Source organism: Leucobacter sp. Ag1, from assembly GCF_000980875.1.
Taxonomy (GTDB): Bacteria; Actinomycetota; Actinomycetes; order Actinomycetales; family Microbacteriaceae; genus Leucobacter; species Leucobacter iarius.
Genome location: NZ_LAYO01000111.1, coordinates 179,319 through 203,353, shown reverse-complemented (window position 1 = coordinate 203,353; position 24,035 = coordinate 179,319). Strand labels below are relative to the sequence as shown.

The 24,035-nt window shown below is 67.9% G+C and carries 28 protein-coding genes; 24 read left to right on the top strand and 4 right to left on the bottom strand.

Going from position 1 to position 24,035, the window contains the following annotated elements; all coding sequences use genetic code 11:
• Positions 1 to 12: 12 nt before the first annotated feature.
• The 7 genes from XM48_RS16675 (at position 13) to XM48_RS16645 (ending at position 7,026) form a co-directional block, all read left to right on the top strand.
• Positions 13 to 1,182, top strand: a complete 1,170-nt coding sequence (locus tag XM48_RS16675; RefSeq protein ID WP_046456939.1) for a M23 family metallopeptidase — start codon at positions 13 to 15, stop codon at positions 1,180 to 1,182.
• Positions 1,179 to 1,445, top strand: a complete 267-nt coding sequence (locus XM48_RS16670; protein ID WP_046456938.1) for a DUF6112 family protein — start codon at positions 1,179 to 1,181, stop codon at positions 1,443 to 1,445. Before XM48_RS16675 ends, XM48_RS16670 begins: the two co-directional genes overlap by 4 nt.
• Positions 1,446 to 1,539: 94 nt before the next feature.
• The gene (locus tag XM48_RS16665; RefSeq protein ID WP_017882781.1) at positions 1,540 to 1,812 is read left to right on the top strand and encodes a DUF6112 family protein; all 273 of its coding nucleotides are present in this window, start codon (positions 1,540 to 1,542) and stop codon (positions 1,810 to 1,812) included.
• Positions 1,813 to 1,831: 19 nt separating this feature from the next.
• A complete protein-coding gene (locus XM48_RS16660; protein WP_046456937.1) occupies positions 1,832 to 3,163 on the top strand; it encodes a conjugal transfer protein TrbL in 1,332 nt (443 codons plus the stop codon).
• Positions 3,164 to 3,169: 6 nt separating this feature from the next.
• On the top strand, positions 3,170 to 4,627 hold the full coding sequence (locus XM48_RS16655) for an SCO6880 family protein (protein ID WP_046456936.1): 1,458 nt from the start codon (positions 3,170 to 3,172) through the stop codon (positions 4,625 to 4,627).
• Positions 4,628 to 4,708: 81 nt separating this feature from the next.
• Positions 4,709 to 5,527 carry a hypothetical protein gene (locus XM48_RS16650; RefSeq protein WP_046456935.1) on the top strand — a complete coding sequence of 273 codons (819 nt, stop codon included), beginning with the start codon at positions 4,709 to 4,711 and terminating at the stop codon, positions 5,525 to 5,527.
• On the top strand, positions 5,524 to 7,026 hold the full coding sequence (locus tag XM48_RS16645) for an ATP-binding protein (protein WP_046456934.1): 1,503 nt from the start codon (positions 5,524 to 5,526) through the stop codon (positions 7,024 to 7,026). Before XM48_RS16650 ends, XM48_RS16645 begins: the two co-directional genes overlap by 4 nt.
• A gap of 117 nt (positions 7,027 to 7,143) precedes the next feature.
• On the opposite strand, the gene XM48_RS18055 is transcribed toward XM48_RS16645, so the two are convergent.
• Positions 7,144 to 7,281 (bottom strand): hypothetical protein, encoded by a 138-nt coding sequence (locus XM48_RS18055; RefSeq protein ID WP_156175105.1) that lies wholly within the window; start codon positions 7,279 to 7,281, stop codon positions 7,144 to 7,146.
• A 277-nt stretch (positions 7,282 to 7,558) separates the two neighbouring features.
• Here XM48_RS18055 and XM48_RS16640 point away from each other — a divergent pair, with 277 nt between their 5' ends.
• From XM48_RS16640 to XM48_RS16605, 7 genes are all read left to right on the top strand, one after another.
• Positions 7,559 to 10,207, top strand: coding sequence for a hypothetical protein (locus XM48_RS16640; RefSeq protein WP_084821250.1), 2,649 nt, complete (start codon positions 7,559 to 7,561; stop codon positions 10,205 to 10,207).
• 133 nt (positions 10,208 to 10,340) lie between these two features.
• Positions 10,341 to 11,348, top strand: a complete 1,008-nt coding sequence (locus XM48_RS16635; protein WP_052961596.1) for a DNA-processing protein DprA — start codon at positions 10,341 to 10,343, stop codon at positions 11,346 to 11,348.
• A 68-nt stretch (positions 11,349 to 11,416) separates the two neighbouring features.
• Complete coding sequence (locus XM48_RS16630) at positions 11,417 to 11,962, top strand: hypothetical protein (RefSeq protein ID WP_046456991.1); 546 nt, start codon at positions 11,417 to 11,419, stop codon at positions 11,960 to 11,962.
• 26 nt (positions 11,963 to 11,988) lie between these two features.
• Positions 11,989 to 13,764, top strand: a complete 1,776-nt coding sequence (locus XM48_RS16625) for a type IV secretory system conjugative DNA transfer family protein (protein ID WP_046456932.1) — start codon at positions 11,989 to 11,991, stop codon at positions 13,762 to 13,764.
• 124 nt (positions 13,765 to 13,888) lie between these two features.
• Complete coding sequence (locus XM48_RS16620; RefSeq protein WP_084821249.1) at positions 13,889 to 14,251, top strand: hypothetical protein; 363 nt, start codon at positions 13,889 to 13,891, stop codon at positions 14,249 to 14,251.
• 9 nt (positions 14,252 to 14,260) lie between these two features.
• Positions 14,261 to 14,848 (top strand): hypothetical protein, encoded by a 588-nt coding sequence (locus tag XM48_RS16615; protein ID WP_046456930.1) that lies wholly within the window; start codon positions 14,261 to 14,263, stop codon positions 14,846 to 14,848.
• 441 nt (positions 14,849 to 15,289) lie between these two features.
• Positions 15,290 to 17,002 (top strand): recombinase family protein, encoded by a 1,713-nt coding sequence (locus XM48_RS16605; RefSeq protein ID WP_046456929.1) that lies wholly within the window; start codon positions 15,290 to 15,292, stop codon positions 17,000 to 17,002.
• Between the two features lie 11 nt (positions 17,003 to 17,013).
• Here XM48_RS16605 and XM48_RS16600 read toward each other — a convergent pair whose 3' ends face one another.
• The 3 genes from XM48_RS16600 to XM48_RS16590 form a co-directional block, all read right to left on the bottom strand.
• On the bottom strand, positions 17,014 to 18,201 hold the full coding sequence (locus XM48_RS16600; protein WP_046456928.1) for a site-specific integrase: 1,188 nt from the start codon (positions 18,199 to 18,201) through the stop codon (positions 17,014 to 17,016).
• Between the two features lie 70 nt (positions 18,202 to 18,271).
• Positions 18,272 to 18,721, bottom strand: coding sequence for an ImmA/IrrE family metallo-endopeptidase (locus tag XM48_RS16595; RefSeq protein WP_052961595.1), 450 nt, complete (start codon positions 18,719 to 18,721; stop codon positions 18,272 to 18,274).
• A gap of 13 nt (positions 18,722 to 18,734) precedes the next feature.
• Positions 18,735 to 19,349, bottom strand: a complete 615-nt coding sequence (locus tag XM48_RS16590; RefSeq protein ID WP_046456927.1) for a helix-turn-helix transcriptional regulator — start codon at positions 19,347 to 19,349, stop codon at positions 18,735 to 18,737.
• Between the two features lie 147 nt (positions 19,350 to 19,496).
• Between XM48_RS16590 and XM48_RS16585 the strand changes: the two genes are divergently transcribed.
• The 10 genes from XM48_RS16585 to XM48_RS16540 all read left to right on the top strand — a co-directional run bounded on the left by XM48_RS16585 (position 19,497) and on the right by XM48_RS16540 (position 24,033).
• Positions 19,497 to 19,757 carry a helix-turn-helix transcriptional regulator gene (locus XM48_RS16585; RefSeq protein ID WP_046456926.1) on the top strand — a complete coding sequence of 87 codons (261 nt, stop codon included), beginning with the start codon at positions 19,497 to 19,499 and terminating at the stop codon, positions 19,755 to 19,757.
• Positions 19,757 to 19,993 carry a hypothetical protein gene (locus XM48_RS16580; RefSeq protein ID WP_046456925.1) on the top strand — a complete coding sequence of 79 codons (237 nt, stop codon included), beginning with the start codon at positions 19,757 to 19,759 and terminating at the stop codon, positions 19,991 to 19,993. Before XM48_RS16585 ends, XM48_RS16580 begins: the two co-directional genes overlap by 1 nt.
• A 445-nt stretch (positions 19,994 to 20,438) precedes the next feature.
• Entirely contained in the window at positions 20,439 to 20,720 is a 282-nt protein-coding gene (locus XM48_RS16575) for a hypothetical protein (RefSeq protein ID WP_046456924.1), read from the top strand.
• A gap of 6 nt (positions 20,721 to 20,726) precedes the next feature.
• On the top strand, positions 20,727 to 20,933 hold the full coding sequence (locus tag XM48_RS16570) for a hypothetical protein (RefSeq protein ID WP_046456923.1): 207 nt from the start codon (positions 20,727 to 20,729) through the stop codon (positions 20,931 to 20,933).
• Between the two features lie 4 nt (positions 20,934 to 20,937).
• Positions 20,938 to 21,168 carry a hypothetical protein gene (locus XM48_RS16565; RefSeq protein ID WP_046456922.1) on the top strand — a complete coding sequence of 77 codons (231 nt, stop codon included), beginning with the start codon at positions 20,938 to 20,940 and terminating at the stop codon, positions 21,166 to 21,168.
• Positions 21,168 to 21,575 (top strand): RusA family crossover junction endodeoxyribonuclease, encoded by a 408-nt coding sequence (locus XM48_RS16560; protein WP_052961594.1) that lies wholly within the window; start codon positions 21,168 to 21,170, stop codon positions 21,573 to 21,575. Before XM48_RS16565 ends, XM48_RS16560 begins: the two co-directional genes overlap by 1 nt.
• 7 nt (positions 21,576 to 21,582) lie before the next feature.
• Positions 21,583 to 21,918 carry a hypothetical protein gene (locus tag XM48_RS16555; RefSeq protein ID WP_046456921.1) on the top strand — a complete coding sequence of 112 codons (336 nt, stop codon included), beginning with the start codon at positions 21,583 to 21,585 and terminating at the stop codon, positions 21,916 to 21,918.
• On the top strand, positions 21,918 to 22,715 hold the full coding sequence (locus XM48_RS16550) for a hypothetical protein (protein ID WP_046456920.1): 798 nt from the start codon (positions 21,918 to 21,920) through the stop codon (positions 22,713 to 22,715). Before XM48_RS16555 ends, XM48_RS16550 begins: the two co-directional genes overlap by 1 nt.
• The gene (locus XM48_RS16545; protein WP_046456919.1) at positions 22,712 to 23,593 is read left to right on the top strand and encodes a hypothetical protein; all 882 of its coding nucleotides are present in this window, start codon (positions 22,712 to 22,714) and stop codon (positions 23,591 to 23,593) included. Before XM48_RS16550 ends, XM48_RS16545 begins: the two co-directional genes overlap by 4 nt.
• The gene (locus tag XM48_RS16540; protein ID WP_046456918.1) at positions 23,593 to 24,033 is read left to right on the top strand and encodes a hypothetical protein; all 441 of its coding nucleotides are present in this window, start codon (positions 23,593 to 23,595) and stop codon (positions 24,031 to 24,033) included. Before XM48_RS16545 ends, XM48_RS16540 begins: the two co-directional genes overlap by 1 nt.
• Positions 24,034 to 24,035: the final 2 nt, after the last annotated feature.

Below are 24,035 nucleotides of genomic sequence, written 5' to 3'. Positions count from 1 at the left end.
CTCGGGCCTCTGATGGTGAAGAAGCTGCTGATCCTCGGCCTGGTGCTCTTCTGCCTGGGCCCGTCGGTTGCGATCGTGAGCGTCGGCGCGCTCCTCGGCCCCGTGCTGTGCATCACGGGATCGCTCACGGTCGGGCCGATCCCGGATTCCCTCACCGCGACCACCGCCGACGGCACCCAGGTCACGCTCGACCGCAAGCAGCTCACCCATGCTGCGACGGTGATCACGACCGGGGCGGGCATTCCTGGCGTCGGCCAGCCCGGCGTGCGTGTCGCGCTCACGGCGGGGCTCACGGAGTCGCGGTTGCGGATGCTCGCCAACACCGGCGCCTACCCCGAGTCGGGGTCGTTCCCGAACGATGGCGACGCCTCCGATCACGACTCCCTCGGCATCTTCCAGATGCGCCCGCAAGCCGGATGGGGCACGGTCGCGGAACTGATGGACCCGGTGTATCAGTCCCGAGCGTTCTACGGTGGCCCCGACGGACCCAACTTCCCGACACCGCGCGGTCTGCTCGATATTCCCGGCTGGCAGCAGATGGACCCAGGAGCCGCGGCGCAGGCGGTCGAAGTGTCCGCGTACCCGGATAGGTACCGGAACTGGCTGCCTGTCGCCGATGCAATCCTCACCGCCCTCACCACTCCCGCCAGTAGCGGCGGAGGGAGCACGAACGGCCCAGGCCCGGTGCCGGAGACTTCGCGCATCGTGTTCCCGCTGCCGGAGGGCACCTACACCAGCACCGACTCCTTCGGATGGCGCACTGACCCCTTCACCGGGGAGCGCGAGTTCCATTCCGGCAGCGACCTCGCCGCCGCCGATGGCACCCCCATCTCGGCGATCGCCGACGGCCGCGTGACGGTCGCCGAGTTCTCCGCCGGGTGGGGCGGGCTCATCATCGTGGAGCACACCATCGGAAACGAACGGGTGGCGTCGTACTACGCGCATATGTGGCAGGACGGCATCTACGTCACCGCCGGCGAGACGGTCAGCGCGGGGCAGCACATCGGAGATGTCGGCTCGTCCGGCCGCTCCACCGGCGCGCACTTGCATATCGAGATCCGGCCGGGCGGGCAAGGACAGCCGCCCGTGGACGCGGTCGACTGGCTCGCACAGCACGGAGCCGTCGCCACCGGCCCCGGCACGCCCCGGCAGGGCGGCTGCCAGATCGGGGCCGGATCATGAACGTGTTTCCCGACTTCGGCGCGGTCACCGGCGCAGACGGGCTGACCGAAGCGATCGGGGCCATGTTCACGATCGTGCTCATCGCCGCCGTGCTGACGCTCCTGATCTCTGCGATTGCGTGGGCGATCTCCTCCTCGACCGGGAACCCCTACACCGCGCAGAAGGCCCGCATAGGGGTGTTCGTCGCGCTCGGCACGGCGGCGCTTGCTGGGGCCGCCGTCGCGTGGACGAACTTCCTGATCGCCGTCGGCGACACCCTCTGACTCCGCCCTGACCTTCCCGCGTTTCGCCGGATCGCTGGGGCGCACCTGCCTGCTGGGGACGAGTCGCGTCCCCGCATCGACAGGAGGACCACCCGTGATTGACATCAACCCGAACAGCGACGGGCTCCCCGGCATCGCGCAGCTGCGCGAGATCGTGGGCGCGGTCATGACGGCGGGATTGATCCTCGCCGTGCTGGCATTGATCGTCTCGGCGATCATCTGGGGTTTCGGTGCGAACAGCAGCAACCCGCACCTGGCATCCAGGGGAAAGACGGGCGTGCTCGTCTCCTGCGGGGCCGCGATCCTGTGCGGTGCGGCGGTCACGCTGATCAACTTCTTCTGGACTGTCGGCCAGGCCGTCAACTGACCAGGGCTGGTGAGTCACGGTGAGCATCTGCGACGCCCCGATCATTTCCACCGTCTGCACCGCCGTCGGCGAGGGCCCCGCCGGGGTCTTCTTCCGCTGGGTCGCCGACGCGATGGGGCTGGCCGTCTCGACACTGTTCCAGGGCATGTGGGAGGTGTTCTCCACCACGACCGCCGTGGACATCACCTCCGACGGGTACCTCCGGGTCTACAACATCCTCTTCGGCATCGCCGTCGTCGTGACCTTGCTTCTCTTCTGCTTCCAGCTCATCGCGGGGCTCGCCCGCCGCGACCCCTCCGCCTTGACCCGCGCCGGCATCGGGGTCGCCAAGAGCGTGCTCGGGTCGTTCGTGCTCATCACCTGCACCGCCCTGCTCCTGCAAGTGACTGATCTGCTGTCGGTCGGGATCATGCAGGCCGCCGGCGAAACCATCGAGAGCATGGGCGGCCGGCTCGCCCTCCTCATCGCTGGCCTCACCGTCGTCGGGGCTACCAGCGGGGCCGGGGCGCTGCTGATGATCTTCCTCGCCGGCCTCATGATCGCGGCGATCTTCATCCTGTGGTTCTCGCTCCTGATCCGCAAAGCCCTGCTGCTGGTCGCGATCGTGCTCGGCCCCATCGCCCTCGCCGGCCTCACCTGGGAAGCCTCCCGCGGATGGTTCAGCAAGTGGGCGACCTTCGTAGTCGCCCTGATCGCCTCGAAATTGGTCGTGACCGTCATATTCCTCGTGGCACTCACCCAGGTGGCGACCCCGCTCACCCTGGATCTCGCCGTCCTGTCGGAGCCCATCGCCGGGATAGTTCTGCTGTTCATCGCCAGTTTCGCGCCCTACATGGTCTACAAGTTCCTGGCGTTCGTAGGTTTCGACATGTATCAGGCCGCGTCGATGGAGCAGGAAGCGAAGTCGGCCCTCAACCGCCCCATCCCCATCCCGTCCAAGCCGAACGCGGGCAATGTGAAGCAGGTGCTCGACGGTGGTGGCGACGCGAAGGGCACACCGTCCGCACCCGAGTCCGCACCGGCACCTGCCCCGGCGGAAACCCCCACGGCCAGCGCACCCGCTGCGGAAGGCGCTGCCGCCGGAGGAACCGCCGAGGGCACGACCGCCGCAGCATCGAGCGGTGGTGCAGCGGTTCCAGTCGTCGGCGGAGCGCTGCTCGTCGCCGAGGTGGTCGAAGAAGCCGCAACTGCTGGCCCCGCGCTGGGCGGTGCTGTCGGCGAGGTCGCGGAAGGGCACGCGGCCGCGGCGGGCGAGAATGCAGCCCCGCCCGCGACTGCGCGGGCGCAGCAGCCGCCCGCGGTGCTCCCGCCACCGAGTTCGCGGCCATCCGATGCCGGTACGGAGGGGTGAGCGGTCATGTCCAGCACCAGCACCCCGTTCGAGCTGCAGACGATCCAGTTCTCACGGCTCACCCGCCGGGGCATCCTGCTCGGGCTGTCGCTGTCGCAGTTGATCGTGGTCGCCTGCGCGCTCCTCATCGTCGTCGTCGCGCTGTATACGAGCGGCGGTGCGGGGCTTGCCTGGTCGTCGCCAGCGTGGCTGACGCTCGCGGCGATCGCGTGGGTGCCCGTCTCGGGGCGCAAGCTTATCGAGTGGGCGCCGATCATCACCCGCTGGCTGATGCGCACCCGAACGAGGCAGACCCGCTACCGTCGCCGCATGATCCGGCCCCGCCCGGCCGGCACCCTCGCCCTCCCCGGCGACCTCGCAGCCCTGCGCGAGTGGCACGATCCCGAGACGGGGGCGGCGATGATTCACGACCCGCACGCGCAGACGTTGACGGTGGTGCTGCGGGTGCAGCATCCGGCGTTTGTGCTCCTCGACCCGGCCGAGCAGCAGCGCCGGGTCACCGGCTGGGGCCGGGTACTTGCCGCCGCGTGCCGGTCCGGCAGGATCGCCCGCATCCAGGTCATGGAGCGCACGCTGCCCGATTCGGGGTCGGGGCTTGCCGAGTGGTGGCGGCAGCACGGCACCGACGATGGCTCCTGGGCGGCCACCACCTACCGGGAGCTCATCGAGCGCGCCGGCCCCGCCGGCGAACGCCACCAGACGACCATCTCCCTCGCACTCGACCTGCGGGCCGCCACCCGGCAGATTCGCTCCGCAGGAGGAGGCATGGCAGGGGCGGCGGCGGTGCTCAGGCAGGAGATGCAGTCGCTGCAGACCGCGCTGCGCAGCGCGGAACTCGCGTTCGCGGGCTGGCTCACCCCGGGCGATGTCGCCCTGATCCTCCGCACCGCCTACGACCCCGCCGCAGGGCCCGCCCTCGAACGCCACGGAGCCCTCGGCCGCCACCTTGCCACCGCCGGCCCGGTCGCGGTGAACGAGGCGTGGGACCGGCTGCGCTCCGACAGCGCCCACCACGCGGTGCTGTGGATCAGCGAATGGCCCAGGGCGCAAACCTTCCCCGGATTCCTCGCCCCCTTGGTCCTCAACGGCGGGGTACTCCGTTCCCTGTCGCTCCACTATCTCCCGGTCAGGGCTGACCAGGCGGCGCGGGATCTCAGGAAGAAGAAGACCGAAATGATCGCAGACGCAGCCCAGCGTCGGAAGATCGGGCAAGTCGAAGACACCCAGGCCTCGGCGGAGTTCCAGGACGTGCTCCAGCAGGAGTCGGAGCTGACCGGGGGGCACGGCATCCTCCGCGTGATCGGCCTCGTCTCCGTCTCCGCACCCACCCCGGGAGAGCTCGATGCGGCGGTCGCTCAGATCGAGCAAGCCGCGATCCAGTCCTCCTGCGAAACAAGGAGGCTCGTCGGCCAGCAAGCGCAAGCGTTCACGGCGGCCGCTCTCCCGCTCTGCCGCAGCATCTGATCCTGCAAGGGAAACATCCCGGTGCACCTGGCACAGCTGGCGCACCTGGGAGAAGACCCCGTTCTCTGAAAGGAGCCGATCATGCCCACCCTCCTCGAAGATGCGCAGGATGTTTCTGCTGCGGTGCGGAACTTCGCCGCTTCGCTTCGCGACGCCGCAGAGCCCCGCGATATCTACCCGATGCTCGGGGAACTCCTCGGCACCTCCCGATCTCTCACCGCGGTCTTTGGCAGCATCTCGGCCGCACTCACGGACCATCACCCGCAAGCAGCCGACGACCAAGGCAACCCGGAAGCCGGGGCGAATGCCGTGCAGCAGACGCTTGACCGGTTACGGGAAGCGAGAAGCCTCGCCGTCCAGATGGAAGCCGCACTCGACCAGGCCCTGCAATCGGCAGGCACCATCGCCTTGCGCGCCCCAGCACCAGCCCCCGCCCCGGCCCCGGCCCCGGCACCCCAATCTCCCCGCTACGTCAACATCGTGTTTCTCCAAGGCGAGGACGCCGACCGGATCATCGAGACGATCACCCTGCACGACCCGAATGCAGCGTTCACAGAACTCGCCGGATACGACTGCGGCGACGAGACCGTAGAGGCGGCGCTCGAGAACGGGTACGTCTACGACAGGCCCCCGATCGGGCAGCTCGACCAGACCCTGACCCGCGACGTGTACACGATGGTCTACAACCCCTTCATGGGGCACGTCGGCCTCTACCGGGAACACGACGCCCTCCCCGATCCCGCACTCCTCGGCATCGAAGGTCCACCCTCGCACGCCGCACCCGCCCCGGCTGGTGCAGTGCCAGAGTGTGAGGTGTCACGGGCGGATCGTCTCGGCACCCCGCGAGTGAACCGGGCGACCTATCCGACGCGGGCGAGCCTGCGGGGGCTGGGCGCGTGACCGGCCGCCACGCCAGCCCCCACCCGTTTGATGAGGGGCAGCTGCATACCTCGGTACTCGTCGGGCCGGAAGGCGAACGTCGCGCCCAACGCCATGCGCGTCGGCAGGCCGCCGCCAGGTTGCGCGCCGAAGCCCGCACGGCCCAGGCGGCAGCGGCACGAGCCGAGCGAGAAGCAGCGAAGAAGGAGTGGCGTGCGACCAGCTATCTACCCCGAGCCGGTGAGTCCGGGGCTGCGGCACTTCGCACGCCGGGCAGGTTCAGGCTACCGAGACATCAGGACACCTCGGCGACGCTCGCCGGGCACTACCCGTTCCTCGCCGAGGGCGGCCTCGGCTCAGCCGGCACCTTCGTCGGGCAAGACCTCTACTCCGGCGGCTCCTTCGTCTACGACCCCTGGGAGCTATACCGGCAGGGCGTCATCACCGCCCCGAACATGATCCTCGCCGGCATCGTCGGCTCCGGGAAGAGCTCGCTCGCGAAGGCGCTGTACACGCGGGGGCTGCCGTTTGGGCGGCGCGTTTACGTCCCCGGGGACCCGAAAGGCGAACACACCGCCGTCGCTCGCGCCGTCGGAGGGCGAGCGATCCTCCTCGGCCCTTCTCTGCCTGCACGTTTGAACCCCCTCGATGCCGGGTACCGGGCTGCGGGGATCGCGGATGAGGACTGGAAAGCGCAGGTCGCAGCACGCCGCCGAGACCTGATCGGAGCACTATCGGAGACGGTGCTCGATCGCCGTCTCTCGCCGGTCGAGCACACCGCGATCGACGTGGCACTCGCCGACGCGGTACGCTCCGCAGAGGTGCCGATCCTGCCGATGGTCGTCGACCGCATTCTTGAGCCCTCACCCGACGACGACCCCGACGGCAGGCTCGCGGAAGATGGCCGCATGGTCGGGCACGCACTCCGCCGCCTCGTCGCAGGCGACTTGTCCGGCATGTTCGACGGGCCATCCACGGAGACCTTCGACCCGACGTTGCCGATGCTCTCCCTCGACCTCTCCCGCGTCGCCGAGAACTCCGCACTGCTCGCAGTGCTCATGACGTGCAGCTCGGCCTGGATGGAGGCCGCCCTCCAAGACCCGAACGGCGGCCGGCGTCTCGTCGTCTACGACGAGGCCTGGCGGCTCATGTCCTACCCAAGCCTGTTGGCCCGGATGGATGCGCAGTGCCGGCTGGCCCGGCATTTCGGGATCAGCAACCAGTTGATCTTTCACAAACTGACCGACTTGGAGAACGTGGGCGATAGCGGGTCGCGGATGCGCGCCCTCGCCTCCTCGCTGCTCGCGAATGCGGAAGTGCGGGTGGTGTATCGGCAGGCGAGCGACCAGCTCGAGGCGACCGCGGAAACCCTCGGCCTCACCGGCACCGAACGATCCCTCCTCCCGACCCTCGGCATCGGGCAGGGCTTGTGGAAGATCAAGGACAGGAGCTTCGTCGTGCAGCACCAGCTCCACCCGGCCGAGCTCGAGCTCTTCGACACTCGCGGCCGGATGCTCTAGAACGTGCTCATGTTCGGTCGGGATTCCTGAACAAACCACCGGATTCCCGAACGAATCGTCGCCCTGAGTGACGGTTCGTCAGCCTCAGTGAACGGTTGCGGGTCCGGGTTCGAGGGGTCAGGCATCTTTCGGCACGACCAGGACTTGGGTGGAGCGGTGCAGTACGAGCGCGGACCAGCCTTGCGGGGAGCTGCACGCGAACTCGAAGTACCCGGCCTTGCTGCCCGGATCGGTGAGCTGATACTCGATCGTCACCGGCCGTTTCCTCCCTGGCGGGATCACTCGCATCCCGACCACGAGTTCGTCGGCGAACGCATGGCCGGGCAGGCGCCGAAGCCCGTCTCCGCTGGTGAATGACTCCCGCACAATCCCGGATTCCTCCCTCGCCTCGCTCGCGGCTGTGACTTCTCAGCCTGGCTCGGGAAGACGAGAAGCAGACGAGAACTTGGCACACGGGGTGGGTCGGTGGCGTACCTGACTGTTGGCCGTCGTCATCCCTAGCGGCGGCGCTCGTTCCAGTCAGGAGTTCACTATGTCGCATACCGCTCTCGTGCCACCCGATACCGCACCGCCACCGGGCCGGGCCATCGCCCGCATGGCGGCGATCCTCACCGTGCTGTTGATGCTCTTCGGCGGCCTGTTCTTCACCCCGGCACCCGCGCAGGCGGCCACCCTCGGGGTCGGGTACGGCAACGAGGACCTGTGGCTCGGCAGCTTCTCAAGCCACGGCCGGCAGGCGTACTGCATGGACCTGGACGCGCTGCCCCCATACGGCACGACCGAGCATCCCGAGCTCAAGACCACGCTCGATGAACTCAGCGACACGCAGCTCGCCCGGCTGAACTACGTCATGGGCCGCTGGGGTGAGTCGCAAGACCCGAACATCACGAGCGCGGTGCAGCTCTATGTCTGGGATGTCGCCGACCACGGCAACTACACGAGTCGGGGCGGCGACGGGCACTTCATCACCCGCGTGCCCGCGAACGCGCAGGCCACGGTGCTCGCGAACCTCGCCGCGATGCGCGATGCGGCGGCGGCCAACGCGGTGCTGAATCCGTCGGTGTCGATGTCGATTCAGATGGACGACCAGTACCACGGGCAGCTCACCATCAGCACGAACCCCGCCACCGCGACCGGCACGGTCACCCTCACCGGCGGCACCTTCGCGAACGGTTCCGCGACGGCGACGCTCGGCGCGGGCACGCATCAGATCGTCGGCACCCCCGCTGAGGGGGCGCCCGAGTACCGGGTCGAGGCGAGGATGTCGGCTCCTGCGGTTGGGTACGGTGCCGGTGTCGACCTGTTCTACACGCCGGGTGAGCAGCGGATCCTTGGCGCCGCGTCCTTCGAGCCGTTGACGGCTTCGGCGCAGTCTCCGGTGATTCCGCTGGACTTCCAGCCGGTCATCGAAACGCAGGTGTCTTCGAAGTTCGTGCAGGCTGGCGATCCGATGCTGGACGACCTCACCGTGTCGGTGACCAAGCACTCCTGGATCGAGGTGGGCGGCCAGCCGGTTCCGGTGGTCGCGGAGGGTCGCCTCTATGGCCCGTTCGACGCGCAGCCGGCCGAAGCGAACGCACCCCCTGCCGGTGCGCCGCTCGCCGGCACGGAAGAGCTCACGCTCACCCATGCCGGTCACTACACGTCGCCGGGCACGATCATCGCGCCCGAGTCGGGGTTCTACACGTGGGTGTGGTCGATCGATAAGACCGCGCAGGGCGGCTGGGGGAAGTACCTCACCGATTCCTTCACCGACAGGTTCGGCCGGGTCGCAGAGACCAGCGTGGTGCCGTTTCAGCCGGAGGCGGTGTCGCAGGCAAATGGGCGTCTCGTGAAGCCCGGTGATGAGGTGACCGACACCATCACCGTCGCATCCACGAACGGGGTATGGCTGAAGCAGAACGGCGAACCGATCCCCGTGATCTTCGAGGGCACCGCCTACCAGGTGCCCGGCACCCTGCCCCCGGCACAAGGTACGGGGATCCCCGCGGATGCGGTGCCGCTCGGTACCGTCACAGTGACCGCGACCGGGCCGGGCACCTACACCTCGCCGAAGGTGACCCTGCCGGATGCCGGGTTCGTGACCTGGGTGTGGGAGGTGAAGAAGAGCAGCCAGTCGGAGTGGGTGCGCCCGTTCATCGCCTCGGATTGGCGCGACGACTACGGCATCAACGTCGAAACACACAGTGTCCGCTGGCCGCTCACCATCACCTCGGAAGTCCGCGAATACAACGTCCACAAGGGCGGGCGGGCGTTCGACCGGATCACTGTCAGCGGGTTCCCCGAGAACCATCCCGAGTTCGAGGGCGATGGCTACTGGCAGCCCGACGCGAAGGAGCTCACGCACACCGTCTACGGCCCCTTCGCCACCGATGCGGAACTGACCGAGGACATGGAACTGGACGATGCGCCGGTGCTGACCCGGATCACGACCCCGGCGAAGAACGGGGTCTACGACATCGGCTACACGGACGAGGATCGGGTTCAGCCGACGGAGCCCGGCTACTACGTCGTGGTGACCCGTTTCGAGGGCGACGACCGGGTGCAGCCGTTCACGTCGTCTCCGGCTGACATCTGGGAGCGGTTCTTCGTGCCCGGTCCTGAGCAGTCGCTGTCGGTGGTGACGCAGGCGCAGGCGTCGGCGTTCGTCGGCGACCCGTTCGAGGACACCGCACTCGTGCAAGGCTCCGCAATCCCCGAGGGCGCGTATCTGGTGTTCCGGGCGTATGGGCCGCAGCCCGCGGGCGAGGACCCGGTCTGCGAGGTGCCGTTCTTCACCTCGGAGCAGATCACGGTGACCGAGGCCGGGCACTACCGTTCCGGCACGACGAGCACCGATGAGGCCGGGCATGTGTACTGGGTCGAGACCTTGTACGGGAAGGACGGGAAGGTGCTCGCCGAGGGCCGCTGCGGTGCGCCGGGCGAGACGACCGTCGTGAGCGTGCGGCCGCCGGGTACCCCGGAGACGCCGGCGCCGGAGCAGCCGGAACTGCCTGAGGTGCCGCCGGAGCTCGCACTCACCGGCGGCACCGCCTTGGGTGCCTGGGCTGGCGGCGTAGCCGCCGTGCTGCTCCTGGCTGCTGGGGCGACGCTCTGGTTCGGCCGGAAGCTCGCGCTTCACCGGGAGCGCATGCAGGACGAGGGCGAGGAGGTGACGATCGAAGAACTCATGAACCAGTAACGCACCCCCAGGACGGGCGGAACCCGCAGACCCCTTCACCCCCAGGTCTGCCGGCTCCGCCCGTTCCCGTGTCGCCTCTGACGCACCTCACTCCCGTAGACGACCACACGCAAACGAGAGGAAGGGGCCGACGATGGCGACGTTTTCGGAGGACGTGCTCACCCGGATGGAGCTTGCGGCGCTCGCCGAGCCCGGCAACCCGGTCACGGGGCAGCTCGTGCGCGCGATCGGCCTGACCGAGACGCTCGCCCTGATCCGCGACCCCGGCGCGGCGATCCCCGCTGCGGTCGATCCGCTCCAAGGGGTCAGGTGGCGGCAAGCCGCCGCAGCCCGGCAGGCCGACACGCTCCGGGATCAGATCGCCGAGCTCACCGACCGTCACGAGTTCCGGGTGCTCACCCCGGGCGGGGCGGGGTGGCCGGTCGCGCTGAACGATCTCGGAGATCGGGCACCGCTCATGCTGTGGGCGCGCGGGAACCCCGAACTGCTCACCGCCTCCGTCTCCTCGCGGGTGACGATCACCGGAGCCCGAGCCGCGACCGCCTACGGCGTGCAGGTCACGCAAGAACTCGCTTCGCAACTCGCCGCCTCGCCACGCATCATCGTCTCGGGCGGCGCCTACGGCATCGACGCCGAAGCACACCGTGCCGCGCTCACCACCCGCCCCGGCTCCACGGTCGCAATGCTCGCCGGAGGCGTCGATCGCCCCTCTCCGCGTGCGAACGCGCCCCTATTCGAGCGCATTGCAGAAAGCGGCGGCCTGCTCGTCTCCGAGGCCCCGCCCGGCAGTGCGCCGACACGTGCCAGGTTCATCGCCCGCGCCCGACTCATGGCCGCACTCTCCGGAGCAACAGTGGTCCCGGAAGCGGGGTCGAGATCGGGAAGCCTCCGGATCGCGGTCACCGCATACGATCTCGGCCGCCGAGCGGGCGCCGTGCCGGGACCGATCACCTCCGCTGCGTCGGCCGGCTGCAACCTGCTGCTCGCCGAAGGCTTCGCCGAGGTCGTCATCGGCGCCGCCGATGTCGAAACAATGCTCGACCCGGCCTCGGAGGCGTTCCGGCTCCCGCCCGCCTATCAGCAGGCCGCCCTCCGCGCCGCACCCGATCACAGCCGCGCCGCACGCCGCCTCGCACTCTGACCCACCCCTCAGCCGCCCATGCCCTCGGGCGGCTGTTCCTTCATCCACTCGATAGGAGAACTGTGCCGATGTCGAAGCGTGCCCGCTCGAAGGCCGACCCAACTGCGGTAGTGATGGTGCGCATCGTCGTCGCAAGCGACGGCACCTTGTCGGTGACCGTGGACGGGGCACCGTATCTGCCGCCGGAGTTCTCGCCGCCGTGGCGGCGCTCCGCCTACCCGCACATCGTGGACGCCATCAGCCAGCACACTCGCCGCACGCTCCGTATCGATGTCATCGAGACCGACGGACGAGTCATCACCGACTACCGCACCCCGCCCAAACCCAGACCTGTGAGTCCCGAGCCCGCCGCGGCTCCGGTCATCACGGCCACGCAGTCGGCAGCACCGCCCGCGCCCATGCAGGTGGTGCCGCGGTTCGCGCAGCTCGCTGGCAGCGGCTTCGTGCCCGGTGAGGATGTCGCGGTCGCGGTCATCATCTCCCACACCGAGACCGCACCCGACGGGATCGCCCGCGCCTTCATCGACTCCCGGTATCTTGCGGCGTGCCCTCCGGGTGAGGCGATCCTCGTGGGTCGCATCTCCGGCACCCTCGTACTCGGGCGGCCCGAGTGAACGGCCAGCTCCGCCCGACCGGGTCGATGGGCGACGAGCTCACGAACGCCGCGCTCGTCTCCCTCGCGGCACTCGGCGTGGCCGCAGTGCTGCTTCGCATTGCGGGCAGCATTGCCGCGTTCCTCACCGGCACCCCGCAACCAGAGGCGGGGATCGGAGCCGGGGCGGCTGTGCTCCTGAATCCTGGCGATCCCGCCGCCGCACTCGACGCGCCAGGCCTCAACATGATCGTCTACTGGATCGTAGCGGGGCTCCTCATCGCAGGCTGCGCGGCCGGGGGCTGGTGGGTGTGGTCGGCGATCCGGCACCACACCCGACAGCAGGCGCTCGACCCAGACCGGATCGTAGGTGTCGCGACTCGCCGCGAGGTCGCACGCGCCGGCTCCATCAAGGCGCTCCTCGCAAGAGCCGGGAACCTGCGCCCCTCTCTCGAACATCCCGAACCTGCGGAGATCGGCTACCGGATCGGCAGCTCGCGGGGCGTCGAGGTGTGGGCGTCGGTCGAGGACTCGCTGCTGCTCATCGGGCCGCCCCGCTCCGGCAAGGGCGTGCACATCGTGATCAATTCCATCCTCGACGCGCCCGGCGCGGTCATCACGACGAGCACCCGCCCCGACAACGTGACCGCCACGATCACAGCCCGGCAACGTGTCGGTCCGGTCGCGGTGTTCGACCCGCAGCACCTCGCCGACGGCATCCCGGCAGGCCTGCGCTGGTCACCCGTGCGCGGCTGCACTGACCCGCTGACCGCGATGATCCGCGCCGCAGGTCTTGCCTTCGCGACGGGGCTCGGGAAGGGCGGGGTCGAGGGCGGTGACTTCTGGGAAGCGAAGACCAGGGTCGCGCTGCAATGCCTCCTCCACGCCGCAGCCCTCGACGGGAGGCAGCCTGCCGATCTGTTCCGGTGGACGCTCGACCCCGCCGCGGCTGGGGATGCCGTGTCGATCCTCGCCGCACACCCGCGCGCGGCCGGCGGCTGGGCGGAAGCGCTGCAGGCGATGCTCGAATCCGACCCACGCACGATGGACTCGATCTGGCAGGGCGTCTCCCTCGCCCTCGCCGCGCTCGCCGACCCGCGCGTGCTCGACTCCGTAAGCCCCAGCCCCGACGAAGTCTTCGACCCCGAGACGTTCCTCACGCAGAAGGGCACCCTCTACCTGCTCGCGACCGCCGCCGGAGCGAACAACAGCGCGCCCTTGGTTGCGGCGCTCATCGAGGACGTGGTCGAGGCTGCCCGCCGCCTCGCCGCTCGCAGCCCGGGCGCACGGCTCGACCCGCCCCTGCTGCTCGCGCTCGATGAGGTGGCGAACCTGTCGCCGTTGCCGTCCTTGCCGACGCTCATGGCCGAGGGTGGGGGGTCGGGGATCACGACCATGCCCGTTCTGCAATCGCTCGCGCAGGCGCGGGAGAAGTGGTCGGAGAATGCGGCGTCGGCGATCTGGGATGCCGCGATCGTGAAGATCATCCTCGGCGGAGCCTCGAACTCGAAAGACCTCCAAGACCTGAGCACCCTGATCGGGGAACGCGACGAGATCACCGACTCCACCACCGTCGGCGATCACGGCTCACGCTCCGCGCAACGCTCGATCCGCCGGGTGCCCGTCATGCCGCCCGACGTGATCCGCCGCTTCCCATTCGGGACCGGCCTCGTCCTGCTGCGCTCCGCACCTCCGATCGTCGCGCGTCTCCGCCGATGGACCGAACGCGCTGACGCGAAGCAGCTCACCGCTGACCGGGCAGCAGTCGAAGCCCAGCTCCACCACCGTAAGACCCCAGGCTCGGCGGGAGCACCTGCCGAGTAGAGCCGCGAGACACGCGGCCGTCTGGCAGAAGGAGCGATCCGTGTCCTTTCCTATCAAGGCGTCGTTCTCGGGATTCATCGCAACAGAACCGCGCCCGTCGAAGACGAAGAGCGGGGTACCGCGCATGTTCGCTCGCGCAGGCAAGCCGCGCTACCGGAAAGAAGAGGACGGTTCCTTCACCGAGCTCGATCCGACCTTCCATGACCTCGTCGCGTTCGGTGAGAACCCGGTGCGGGCGCTGTCGAAGTTCAGTAAGGGTGACAACTTCGTCGCCGAAGGCCACCTTCACCGTCGAACCGTCGTTCGAGAAGGCCAGACGTTCGAGATCGAGCAGTTCATCATGTCGAAGATCGGGCACGATTCCGCACGCACGAGTTACAGCGTCGACCGCAGCCAGCGCGCCAATCGCACGGCAGAGCGCGGCACGGCAAGGCAGGTGACGTCGGCTGGAAAGGAGCCCGCGTTCGCACGAGCCATCGGAGCGTGAGGAATCCTGATGACCGAGCAAGATACGTCCGCGGATGGAACGGACTTCACACCCGAGGAACTGGACGACGACTACGACGGTACAGACCCGCTTGAGTCAATGTCGCTGCCCGTCGTGCCGAAGCCGATCAACTGGCACATCCTCCGCTCTCACGAGGCCGAGGAGGAGTGGATGGACCTCAACCAGTGGGTGAACCAGCTTCGCGAAACCTACGGGCTGCCGGCATCGGTGGTTCCACCGTTCTGGTACCGGCACCCTGAGCTCGTCTGGGAGCTCTCGGCCTTGCACACTCATTGGCTGTGCAGCTTCGACCCTGAGCAAGACGGTTCCGGGCCTATCGCCTGGCACACCGACTTCGCTGCCGCACGCGATCGTCTCCGTGAATGGGTCGCGACCTGCGGTACCCGGCTCGACCGCGACCGCCCGACACGGCAGACCACTTGGCCGGGAGAGACGGCGCAAGGGCCGATCGAAGACGAAGTGATCGCGGATCGGGAAGCAGACTTCATCGAGTTCGTCGCTGCCGATGCCGAGCGACGACTCCGCATCGAGGATGAAACGCTCGCCGCCGCAGTCAATCGGAAGCGGGCGCGGTGATGGTTAGGAACTACCGGCGCAAGACGGATCATCGCAAGTACGAGGATCGCGCGTTCTCCGTTCGTGCTGTGCACCGTGACCCGGTGGACCTGCACTTGCTCGCGCAAGTCCTCATCCGTCATACCTTCCAGCAGGACGGTGAGAGCAGAGCGGCACGGCGAGCGATTGAGGTGCCAGAGACGTATCGCCGTCAAACCCAGCTCACCGATTCCGTGGCCTGATCTGGCCTTGGACGGTAGAATCGCTGTTGTACCCGCCTCGCGGCAACGTGGGGCGCTGTAGTCCTATCCCCGCCAAATGGCGGGCAATGTCTCAACGCTGCTGAGCGTTTCTCGGCTTCGCCTCACTTCCCGACTCCGGGTAGCTTTTCTCCTTCAGTGCCCTGCTGCATCTTCTGGTGCAGTTGCCGCGCGGTTCTATCCCGCGTGAGAGAAGCACCCCATGTCCGGCATTTCCGGTACCCCAGGCTCGGCGTTCGTTCCCAGCCGCCCAGAACCAGCCCCAGGGCTCGCACTGGCGGTTTCCTACCTTCGCGTCTCAACGAAGGAGCAGGCGGAGAAGGGAGGTACTGACGAGGGGTTCTCCATCCCCGCGCAACGTGAGGCGAATCTACGGAAGGCCGACCAGCTCTCCGCGACCATCGTTGAAGAGTTCGTGGATGCCGGGGAGTCGGCGCGGAAGGCCGACCGGCCCGAGCTGATGCGGATGATCCAGTACGTCAAGACGCACAAGATCACCTATTGCATTGTTCACAAGGTCGATCGGCTCGCGAGGAACCGTGCCGACGACGTGACGATCCATATGGCGTTGCAGGAGGCCGGCGTGATGCTTGTCTCGGCAACGGAGAACATTGATGAGACGCCGTCCGGGATGCTTCTGCATGGCATCATGTCCACGATCGCGGAGTTCTATTCCCGAAACCTCGCCACCGAGGTCGTGAAGGGTATGAGCCAGAAGGCCGCGAACGGCGGCACCGTCGGTAAGGCTCCGATGGGGTACCTCAACATCCTCACCCGCGACGAGCTCGGCCGTGAGATGCGCACCGTCGAAATCGACCCCATGCGCGCGCCGCTGGTCGAGTGGGCGTTCAAGGCGTATGCGTCCGGCAGCTGGACGCTCTCGCAGCTCCACGAAGAACTCGAGAACCGTGGCCTCGTCACCGTGCCCTCACCACGTCGGCCGGCGAAGCCGCCCGTGCTGTCGGCGATCCATCGGATGCTGACCAACCCGTACTACAAGGGCGATGTGATCTATCGCGGCGTGCAGTACAAGGGCGCGCATGAACCGCTCGTTCCCGCCGAAGTCTGGTACCAGGTGCAGTCGGTGCTCATCGCGAACCGGAACTCCGGCGAAGCGACCCAGACGCACAGCCACTACCTGAAAGGCACGATCTACTGCGGGGAATGCGGATCACGCCTCATCGTGAACAACGCGAAGAACCGCTACAACGACGTGTACCCCTACTTCGTGTGCGCAGGCCGGCACTCGAAGCGCACCGACTGCACGAGACAGGCGATCCTCATCGAAGACGTGGAACGAATGATCGAGGACTACTACGAGCGAGTGCAGATCACCCCTGCGCACCGCGATACCCTCGCCGGGATGCTGCACCACGAACTCGACCTCATGATGGCCGGTGAAGCACACGAGCTCGACCAGCTCACAAAAAACCGGGATCGGATCATCGCGCACCAGGACAAGCTCTTGCAGGCGTTCTACGCCGACGCGATCACCCTTGCGCAACTCAAGCGCGAGCAGCAGTCTCTCAGCAGTGAGCTGTACCAGGTCGAGCAGCGTCTGAACTCGCACCACGGCGAGTACAGCGAAGCCCGAGAGAACCTGGACGACTCGCTCGATCTCTTGGAGAACTGCGCAGAAATCTACCGGCGCTGCGACGACGCGAACCGGCGTCTGTGCAACCAGGCGTTCTTCACCAAGATTTTCATTGACGAGGACAACACCCTGCACGTCGAGAACGAGCGACCCTACGAAGTGCTCCTCGATCCCGAGGTCAGCGCGAACGCCCTGAACTGGGCTGCCGGGGCGGGCGAGGCTCGAACAGTGCCCTTTGTTGAGATGGGGCAAAGTTCGAACCTCGCCACTTGGGTGCCCCAGAGAGGAATCGAATCGATACCCCCTGAACAGCAGGGGTGAGGCGGCTGTCTCTACGCCGCCGTTTGGCCCTTATTGCCCCCGGTCGCCCCCTGCTGCCCTCGCTCGACTGTGGGCAAAATGTGGGCACGTCGGGCAGCATCCATCGCGTCGCCCACGAGGTCGAGATCGTCGTCGAACAGATCGGCGTAGACGTCGAGCGTCATCGCGGCGGTGGCATGCCCGAGCATGCGCTGCACGACCTTGACGTTGGCTCCCGAGCTCACCGCGAGAGAGGCCGCGGTGTGCCTCAGATCGTGAGGGGTGATCGTGGGGAAGGTGGAGTCCACCTTCTGACAACGCTTCACCGCGCCCTCGAACCAGCTCCGCTTCGAAGAAGGGGCCTTGAGGTAGTCGGCGCCGTCTCCGAGTAGCGGCTTCTCGAGTGCTCGCCCGTCCGCTGCATCCGCGAGCGCGGTGACCAAGAACGCTGGCACCGGCACGGTGCGCATTCTGTGCGTCTTCGGGGGGCCGAGCTTGATCTTTCCCCCCACGGTCACGGCGTTCTGTGCAACGCGCAGCCGGCGGCGGCCGACGTTGAGGTCCATCACGCGGAAACCAGTGGCCTCACCCCACCTGACTCCGGTGTACGCGAGTACGTTGACGAGGTCGCCGTGCCGACCGGATTCGCGCACCAGGTGGGCGACCTGCGAATGCGTGAGGTAGGGGTGCGGCTTCACTCCCTTCTTTGGCAGCACGACGCCTCGGGCCGGGTTCGAAGGGATCATCCTGTCACGCGCGGCAGCGTCGAGAAGCGCGACGAGGACTCCGTGCGCACGCTGCACCGTCGTGGCAGATTTCGGCTTCCGGATCCACTCGCCTTCCTTCTTCCCGGGGATCCCCGAGGTGAGGCCGGCGACCCACTGCTGCACGCTCGTGAAGTCGACGGAGGATACCTGCCACGACCCCCATGCTGGCTGGACGTGAGTGCGCCAAGACGATCGCAGGGCGGCGGCGGTCGACGGCTTCCGCAGCTCGACCCCCACGATCCATTTCTCGGCGACGAAGTCGATCGTCAGGCGCCCCGCCCGCGGGTCGATGAACTGGCCCGCGGCTTTGGAGACGGTGATCGTCGCTGCCCAGAGCTCGGCCTCCTTCTTCGTCTTGAAGCCGCGTTTGTCGGTCTGGGTCTTGTCTGGCTTCCGATACCGCACGCGATATCGCTTCCCGGCCGCGGTCTGGTACGCGGTGATCGTGGCCATGTCGGCCTCCTTCGTCAGGGTATGCGGCAGCTCACCCGGGGTGCCGGGCGCTGAGGTGTTGGGGATCGGGCTAGGCGACTTCCAGGCAGGCGCGCCACTGCCCCGCGCCCATTCGGGCTCCGATATAGACGCGGTCACCGACCCGAGTGAGCGTGTCCTCGTAAGCGATGACGATCCGCTTCAGCACGCCGAGCTCCTGGGCGATCCAGTCGAGCTCGCGTCCGTACTTCGCCGCGGCGGCGGCGTAGAGGGTCGGGTCGATGAGGAAGTGTGCTGCCCACGCATCCGCTCGCCTTTCCTGGCGTGCGTCTACGTGCGGCAAGATGCTGGGCACGTCACGGAAGGTCGCATGTCCGAGCTCATGCCCGAAGGCCGAGATCGTCTTCGGAAGTGCCATGCCGTCGAGCACGTCGATGTGCCGGCGGGCGTCGTAGTAGCGCCCCGGGTGGTGGGGGCTCAGGTCGTCCACGAAGGCCCAGGTCACGCCGATGTGCTCGGCATACTCGATCAGTCGTTCCACCAGGTCTTCCTCTCTATTCGTCCATCAGTTCGCCGGTCTCGTCGGTGTAGGGGTGAGAGACGAGGTCGTAGTCGCTTTGGTGCCGCGGATCCGCATCTTCGGTCACGCCACCGACATTCGGGGCCGGGCGGTAGACGGGCACACCCTGCACGTCGTGCTGCTCGAGAGCGGCGCCGAGCGCGTCCACATAGACCTGCGGATCGACGTCGCTCGGTGCTGCGCCTGGCCGGATGTGCTTCAACGCATCGAGGCCAAGCCCAGCAACCGCGGGCCGACCACCGCCAAGTTGCTCGAGCCACGAGATGTAGTCCCCCATGACGTCGACACGAGATCGGAGCTCGTTCAGGAGTTGAACCGTGCTGAACGACTCCAGGTCATGCGGCGCGACCGGGGTGCCCAGCTCCTCAAGGTCGCCTGTCGAGAGGTATCCCGCCGCGATGAGACCCGTGAGCGCGTTCGAGCTGTAGAGGCGCGCGATCTCGACGACCTGAGCAGGCTTCGGATGCCCCGTGCCTGCCCGCCAGCGAGTGAAGGTCGACTGCGAGACGCCGAGCTTTGCAGCCGTGTTCGCATCGTTGTCTGCACCTCTGACTGATTCAAGGTAGGCGATCCATCTGTTCGGTTCCACGGATGTAAACCTACAACAAGCCTTGCAGGTCTGCAAGGAGTTTTCGAGAATCGAAGCGCAGAATCGTGCGGAAGTTGGGGAATCAAGCAAGCCTCATGTCGGGAAGTGGCTTGCAGAAATGGAAGTCCGGGTCTAGCGTTTCTGGACATGGAAGCCACTACCAAGAATCGAAGCCGAGGCCGTGCCTCTCTGCTGCTCGACACCGCCAAGCTCTACGAGCTGCGCCGCGCAAACGGCATCGCGACGGACGCGGAGTTCGCTCGACGCATCGGCGTCGACCCCGCCTCGCTCTACCGCTATACGACCAAGGGCGCACGCCCATCGAACGAGGTCCTCGCCCGCATCAAGGCAGCCTTCCCGCTCGTCGCGCTCGACGACCTGGTGAAGCTCGAGATCACGGTGCCCTGATGTCCGCTGTCGTCTCGACTCTCCGCCCCACGAAGCCCGCACCCGCCGCGCCGGTGTACCTCTCCCCCGCCGAGGTGTGCGACATCATCCCCGGCATGACCGAGAAGATCCTCGAGAACCTCCGCGGCGCCGGTCGCGGGCCGCGGTACTCGAAGCCGTCACAGAAGACGGTCGTCTACGAGCGCGGCGACGTGCTCGCCTACCTCACCGCTACACGCGTCGAGACCCGGCACTAGCCGAAGCTCTCCGCGCTCTCGCCCCGGTCGACCTGACCGGAGGGCGATTCAGTGCACCCAATTTCGGCCCGAGATGCGCTCGCAGATCGGTTTCGGGCCACTGCCGGAAGGCGCCGCCGCGAGGCAGGCACCGCTCCTTGACAACTCCACAGTGATTCAGATTTCAGGCCTGGGGCCTGTGTCGGCAGAGGCCGCGAGCTCACCCGCCAGCGCACGCATCGTCGTGTGCCGCGTGACCAGCAGCGGATGCTCCCCGACCGACAGAACCCCAGACCGATTCACCAGTTGGCCTCGCGATCGCGGGGAACCGGAGGCGTTGGGGTGATGACGCGTGGCCGCTCGTGGTGGGGCGGAACCGGCACGGGGTGAAGTGCGGCCCGCGCGTGCGCTCGCAGATCGGCGTGCGGGCACGAGACATACCGCTCTCACGGAAGGAAACCCACCCATGGATCTCATCATCCCCATCTTCGTCGGCTTCGTCAGTTTCGCCGCGGGCGGCGTGCTGGTGCTGCACGCCAACCGGCGCGACCGAATCAGTACCGCTCGACTCGCAGAGGCCACGGCCGCCCGAGCGGAGGCATCGAGCATCCTCGCGGAGGCCGAGACGATCGCCCAGGAAGCACTCACGAGCGAGATGCTGGTCCTCCTCGACCGCCTCGACATGCCGACGCCGGGCTGCAAATGCGAGGTCTGCGTAGCGCGCCGAGCAGCGGCGAGCGGGAAGTGACCGCGCATGGACCGCTGGGACCTCGCGTGGCGGGTCCTGTGCCTGCTCGCCTTCGTCTCGGCCGTGGTGGCGCTCGTGGCCTCGGATCTCCGAGTGCTGGAGCTGCTGCCGTGGTGGGCTCTCGTCGCGATCTTCGCGCCGCTCGCCGTGTTCGCTATCTGCGTCGCGGTGGCTGGCTGCTCGACATCGTCCGAGCCGTCTGCGCGGCGGTGATCCGATGAGCACGGAGATCACCGTGGACGACGCGGCGCACGCGCTCTGGTCGGTCGGCGATGGGCGCGGGCGGCAGCCGGGCAGCTTCACCTCGGCGCTGCTGACCGCGATCGGCCATGCCGACCTCGGGAACCGGGCGCGCCTGTTCGAGGCGTTCCCGGGCCTGTTGCAGGCCGTGATGCTCGCGCAGTCCGTGAACGGGCGCGAAGAGCTCGCTCGACTCCTGGCCGCCTGATGTTCGAGCCCCGCGTCGCGTTCGTCGTCGGCGGCGAACCGATCCCGAAGGGACGACCTCGGGCGAAGGCCGGACAGCGGGCCTTCACCCCGAAGCGCACGGCTGACGCCGAGAAGCGGGTCGCGGCTGCGTTCCGGGCAACGTATCCGGGCTTCGCGCCGCTGACCGGCCGGCTGATGGTCGTCGCCACGTTCTACCGCTCCACCCGGCATCGGGTGGACACCGACAACCTCACGAAGCTCCCGACGGACGCCCTGAACGGGCTGGCATACGTCGATGACGAGCAGATCGAGGAGATCCACGCCAAGCGCATCTACGGCGCTGGCGACCGCGCTCGAACGATCATCCGGATCTTCGAGCGACCAGACCCCGCCGCCAGCGAGGCGACGGAACCCGAGAAGGAATGAGAAGGAAATGGTACTCAAGTACGCAGCAAAGCGGCCGGGCGATGACCTCGACGGTTTGCAGGATCTCGAGGAGCACTTCGTCGAGGTGAGCCCCGAGGACGTCTACGCGGTCGTCCTGATCGGCGCGCACACGATCGTCGAGGACGGCAACGACGGGAGCCGGCAGGCGTCGGTGCGGATCAAGCGCATCGAGCCGGTCTCGGGCGCGGATGCCGAGACCGTGCGGAAGCTGCTCGACAGCCACTACGCGAAGCGGACCGGCAACACGCAGCTCGAACTCGAGGAGCCCGGCACAGCCGAAGCCTCCGAGCTGCCCGTCGACGGCTGGGGCGGTGAGGAGTGATGGCGGCCAAGACCACGGGCGGATTCCGCAAGCGCAAGTACGGCCGCAACCACGCCTACTACCTCGACGATCGCAAGCTCGACGGCGTGACGACGCTCCTCGGGAACGGGCTCCCGAAGCCCGCGCTCGTGAACTGGGCGGGCAACGCGACCGCCGAGTACGCCGTCGACAACTGGGAGGAACTCGGCGAGCTGTCCCTGTCGAAGCGGCTCGACACCCTCAAGAAGTCGCGCTACGCGATCTCCGACGAGGCGAAGCACCGCGGCACCGAGGTGCACGACCTCGCCGAGAAACTCGCCCTCGGGCAGGAGGTCGAAGTGCCGGACGCGATCGCGGGGCATGTCTCCTCGGCGCTGCGGTTCCTCGAGGAGTTCAAGGTCGAGACGCTACTCACGGAGGCGTCGGTCTACCACGAGACCGCGCTCTACGCGGGCACGTTCGACCTGCTGCTCAAGTCCGGTCTTCCGGAGCATGCCGGGAAGGTCGTGCTCGCCGACTGGAAGACGAACCGGACCGGGATCTACCCGGAGACCGCGTTGCAGCTCACGGCGTACGCGAAGGCGACGCGCTACCTCGACCGGGACAAGGTCGAGCACGCCATGGCCGATCTCGGGATCACGGATCTCTGGGCGATCTGGATCCGCTCTGACGGGTACGAGGTGTACCCGATGGAGTTCTCCGACGCGACGTGGAAGGCGTTCGGGCACATCGTGCAGGTCGCGCGCGGCGCGGCGAACCGTGACGTCGCCGACACCTGGAAGGGTGCCGCGCTGCGCCCGTCGGAGGTGACCCGATGAGCACCGAGATCGAACAGGCCGGGCAGTCGATCACCGAGCAGGAGGTCGTGCTCGCCGAGGAACACGGGTCCGATGACCTGCTGCGGTTCGCTCGCGATCTGCAACTCGCGTACAACTTCAGCCGGTCGCTCGTGACGACCCCGTTCGTCCCGCAGCAGTACCAGGGGAACCCGGGTCATGCGGCGGCGGCGATCATGACGGCGCGCGGCGTCGGGATCCTGGATCCGATGACCGCGCTCCGCTCGCTCGACGTCATCCAGGGGACGCCCGCGTTCCGTGCGAACACCCTGCGGGCGCTCGTGCAGCGCGACGGGCACGAGATTTGGGTCGTCGAGGCGAGCTCGCAGCGGGTCGTGATGCAGGGGCGGCGCCGCGGCGACGACCGCGTCCAGGAGTCGATGTGGGACATGGACCGCGCGCGAGCGATGGGTCTGACGAACAAGGACAACTGGAAGAAGCAGCCGCAGGCGATGCTCACCGCTCGAGCGACGTCGGAGCTCGCCCGCCTGATCGCGGCGGACACGATCGCGGGCCTCTACTCGGTGGAGGAGCTCACGGACGGCGCGCAGCCGGCCGAGGCAGCCGAAGCCGCGCCCGCGAAACCGGCGGCGAAGCGGACGATGCGGCGCAAGCCTCCGGCCCCGGCGGTGCCCGCTGCACCGGCACCGCCCGCGCCGAGCGCGGAGCCGGAGCCGGTCGCACCGGATCCGGCGCCGGAGGCCGCCGCGGATCCGGAGTCCGAGGCCGTGGAGCCCGTGCCCGATGAGCCCTCCGCGGAATCAACCGAGACCGCTGAGGCGTTCAAGGGCGACCCGATGAAGCCGACCCCGGAAGAGGCGGCGGAGTGGGGCATGTTGCCGGAGGGATTCGGTAGCTGATGACCGAGTTCACGGCCGAGCAGGTCGAGGGGTGGGTGGCGTCGATGCGGCAGGAGCTCGCGATCGTGCCGCCCGCCCCGGGCGGGGTCCGTACCCCTGACGAGATCCTCTTCGCGCTCGAGCAGGTCGACAGCGTCGCCGCGCAGGCGATCCGTGTCGTGAAGGAGGCGGACAAGGTGCGCGGCGACACCGCCGAGGCGCTGGTGCTCGCCCGGGCGCGGGCCCGGGGCACTGTGCAGGGCAAGACCGAGGCGGAGCGGAGCGCGGCGCTGGATCTCGCAGTCGCCGAGGAGCGCGTCGCGAACACCGCGGCGCAGATCGCCTACCGGTACGCGAAGGATCTCGCGGATCTGGTGGACAGCAGGAAGAGCAGCTTGCAGACGCAGGCGAAGTTGGTGCTCGCGAGCTTCCAGCTCGCGGGCCTCTCGAGGAGGAACTAGGA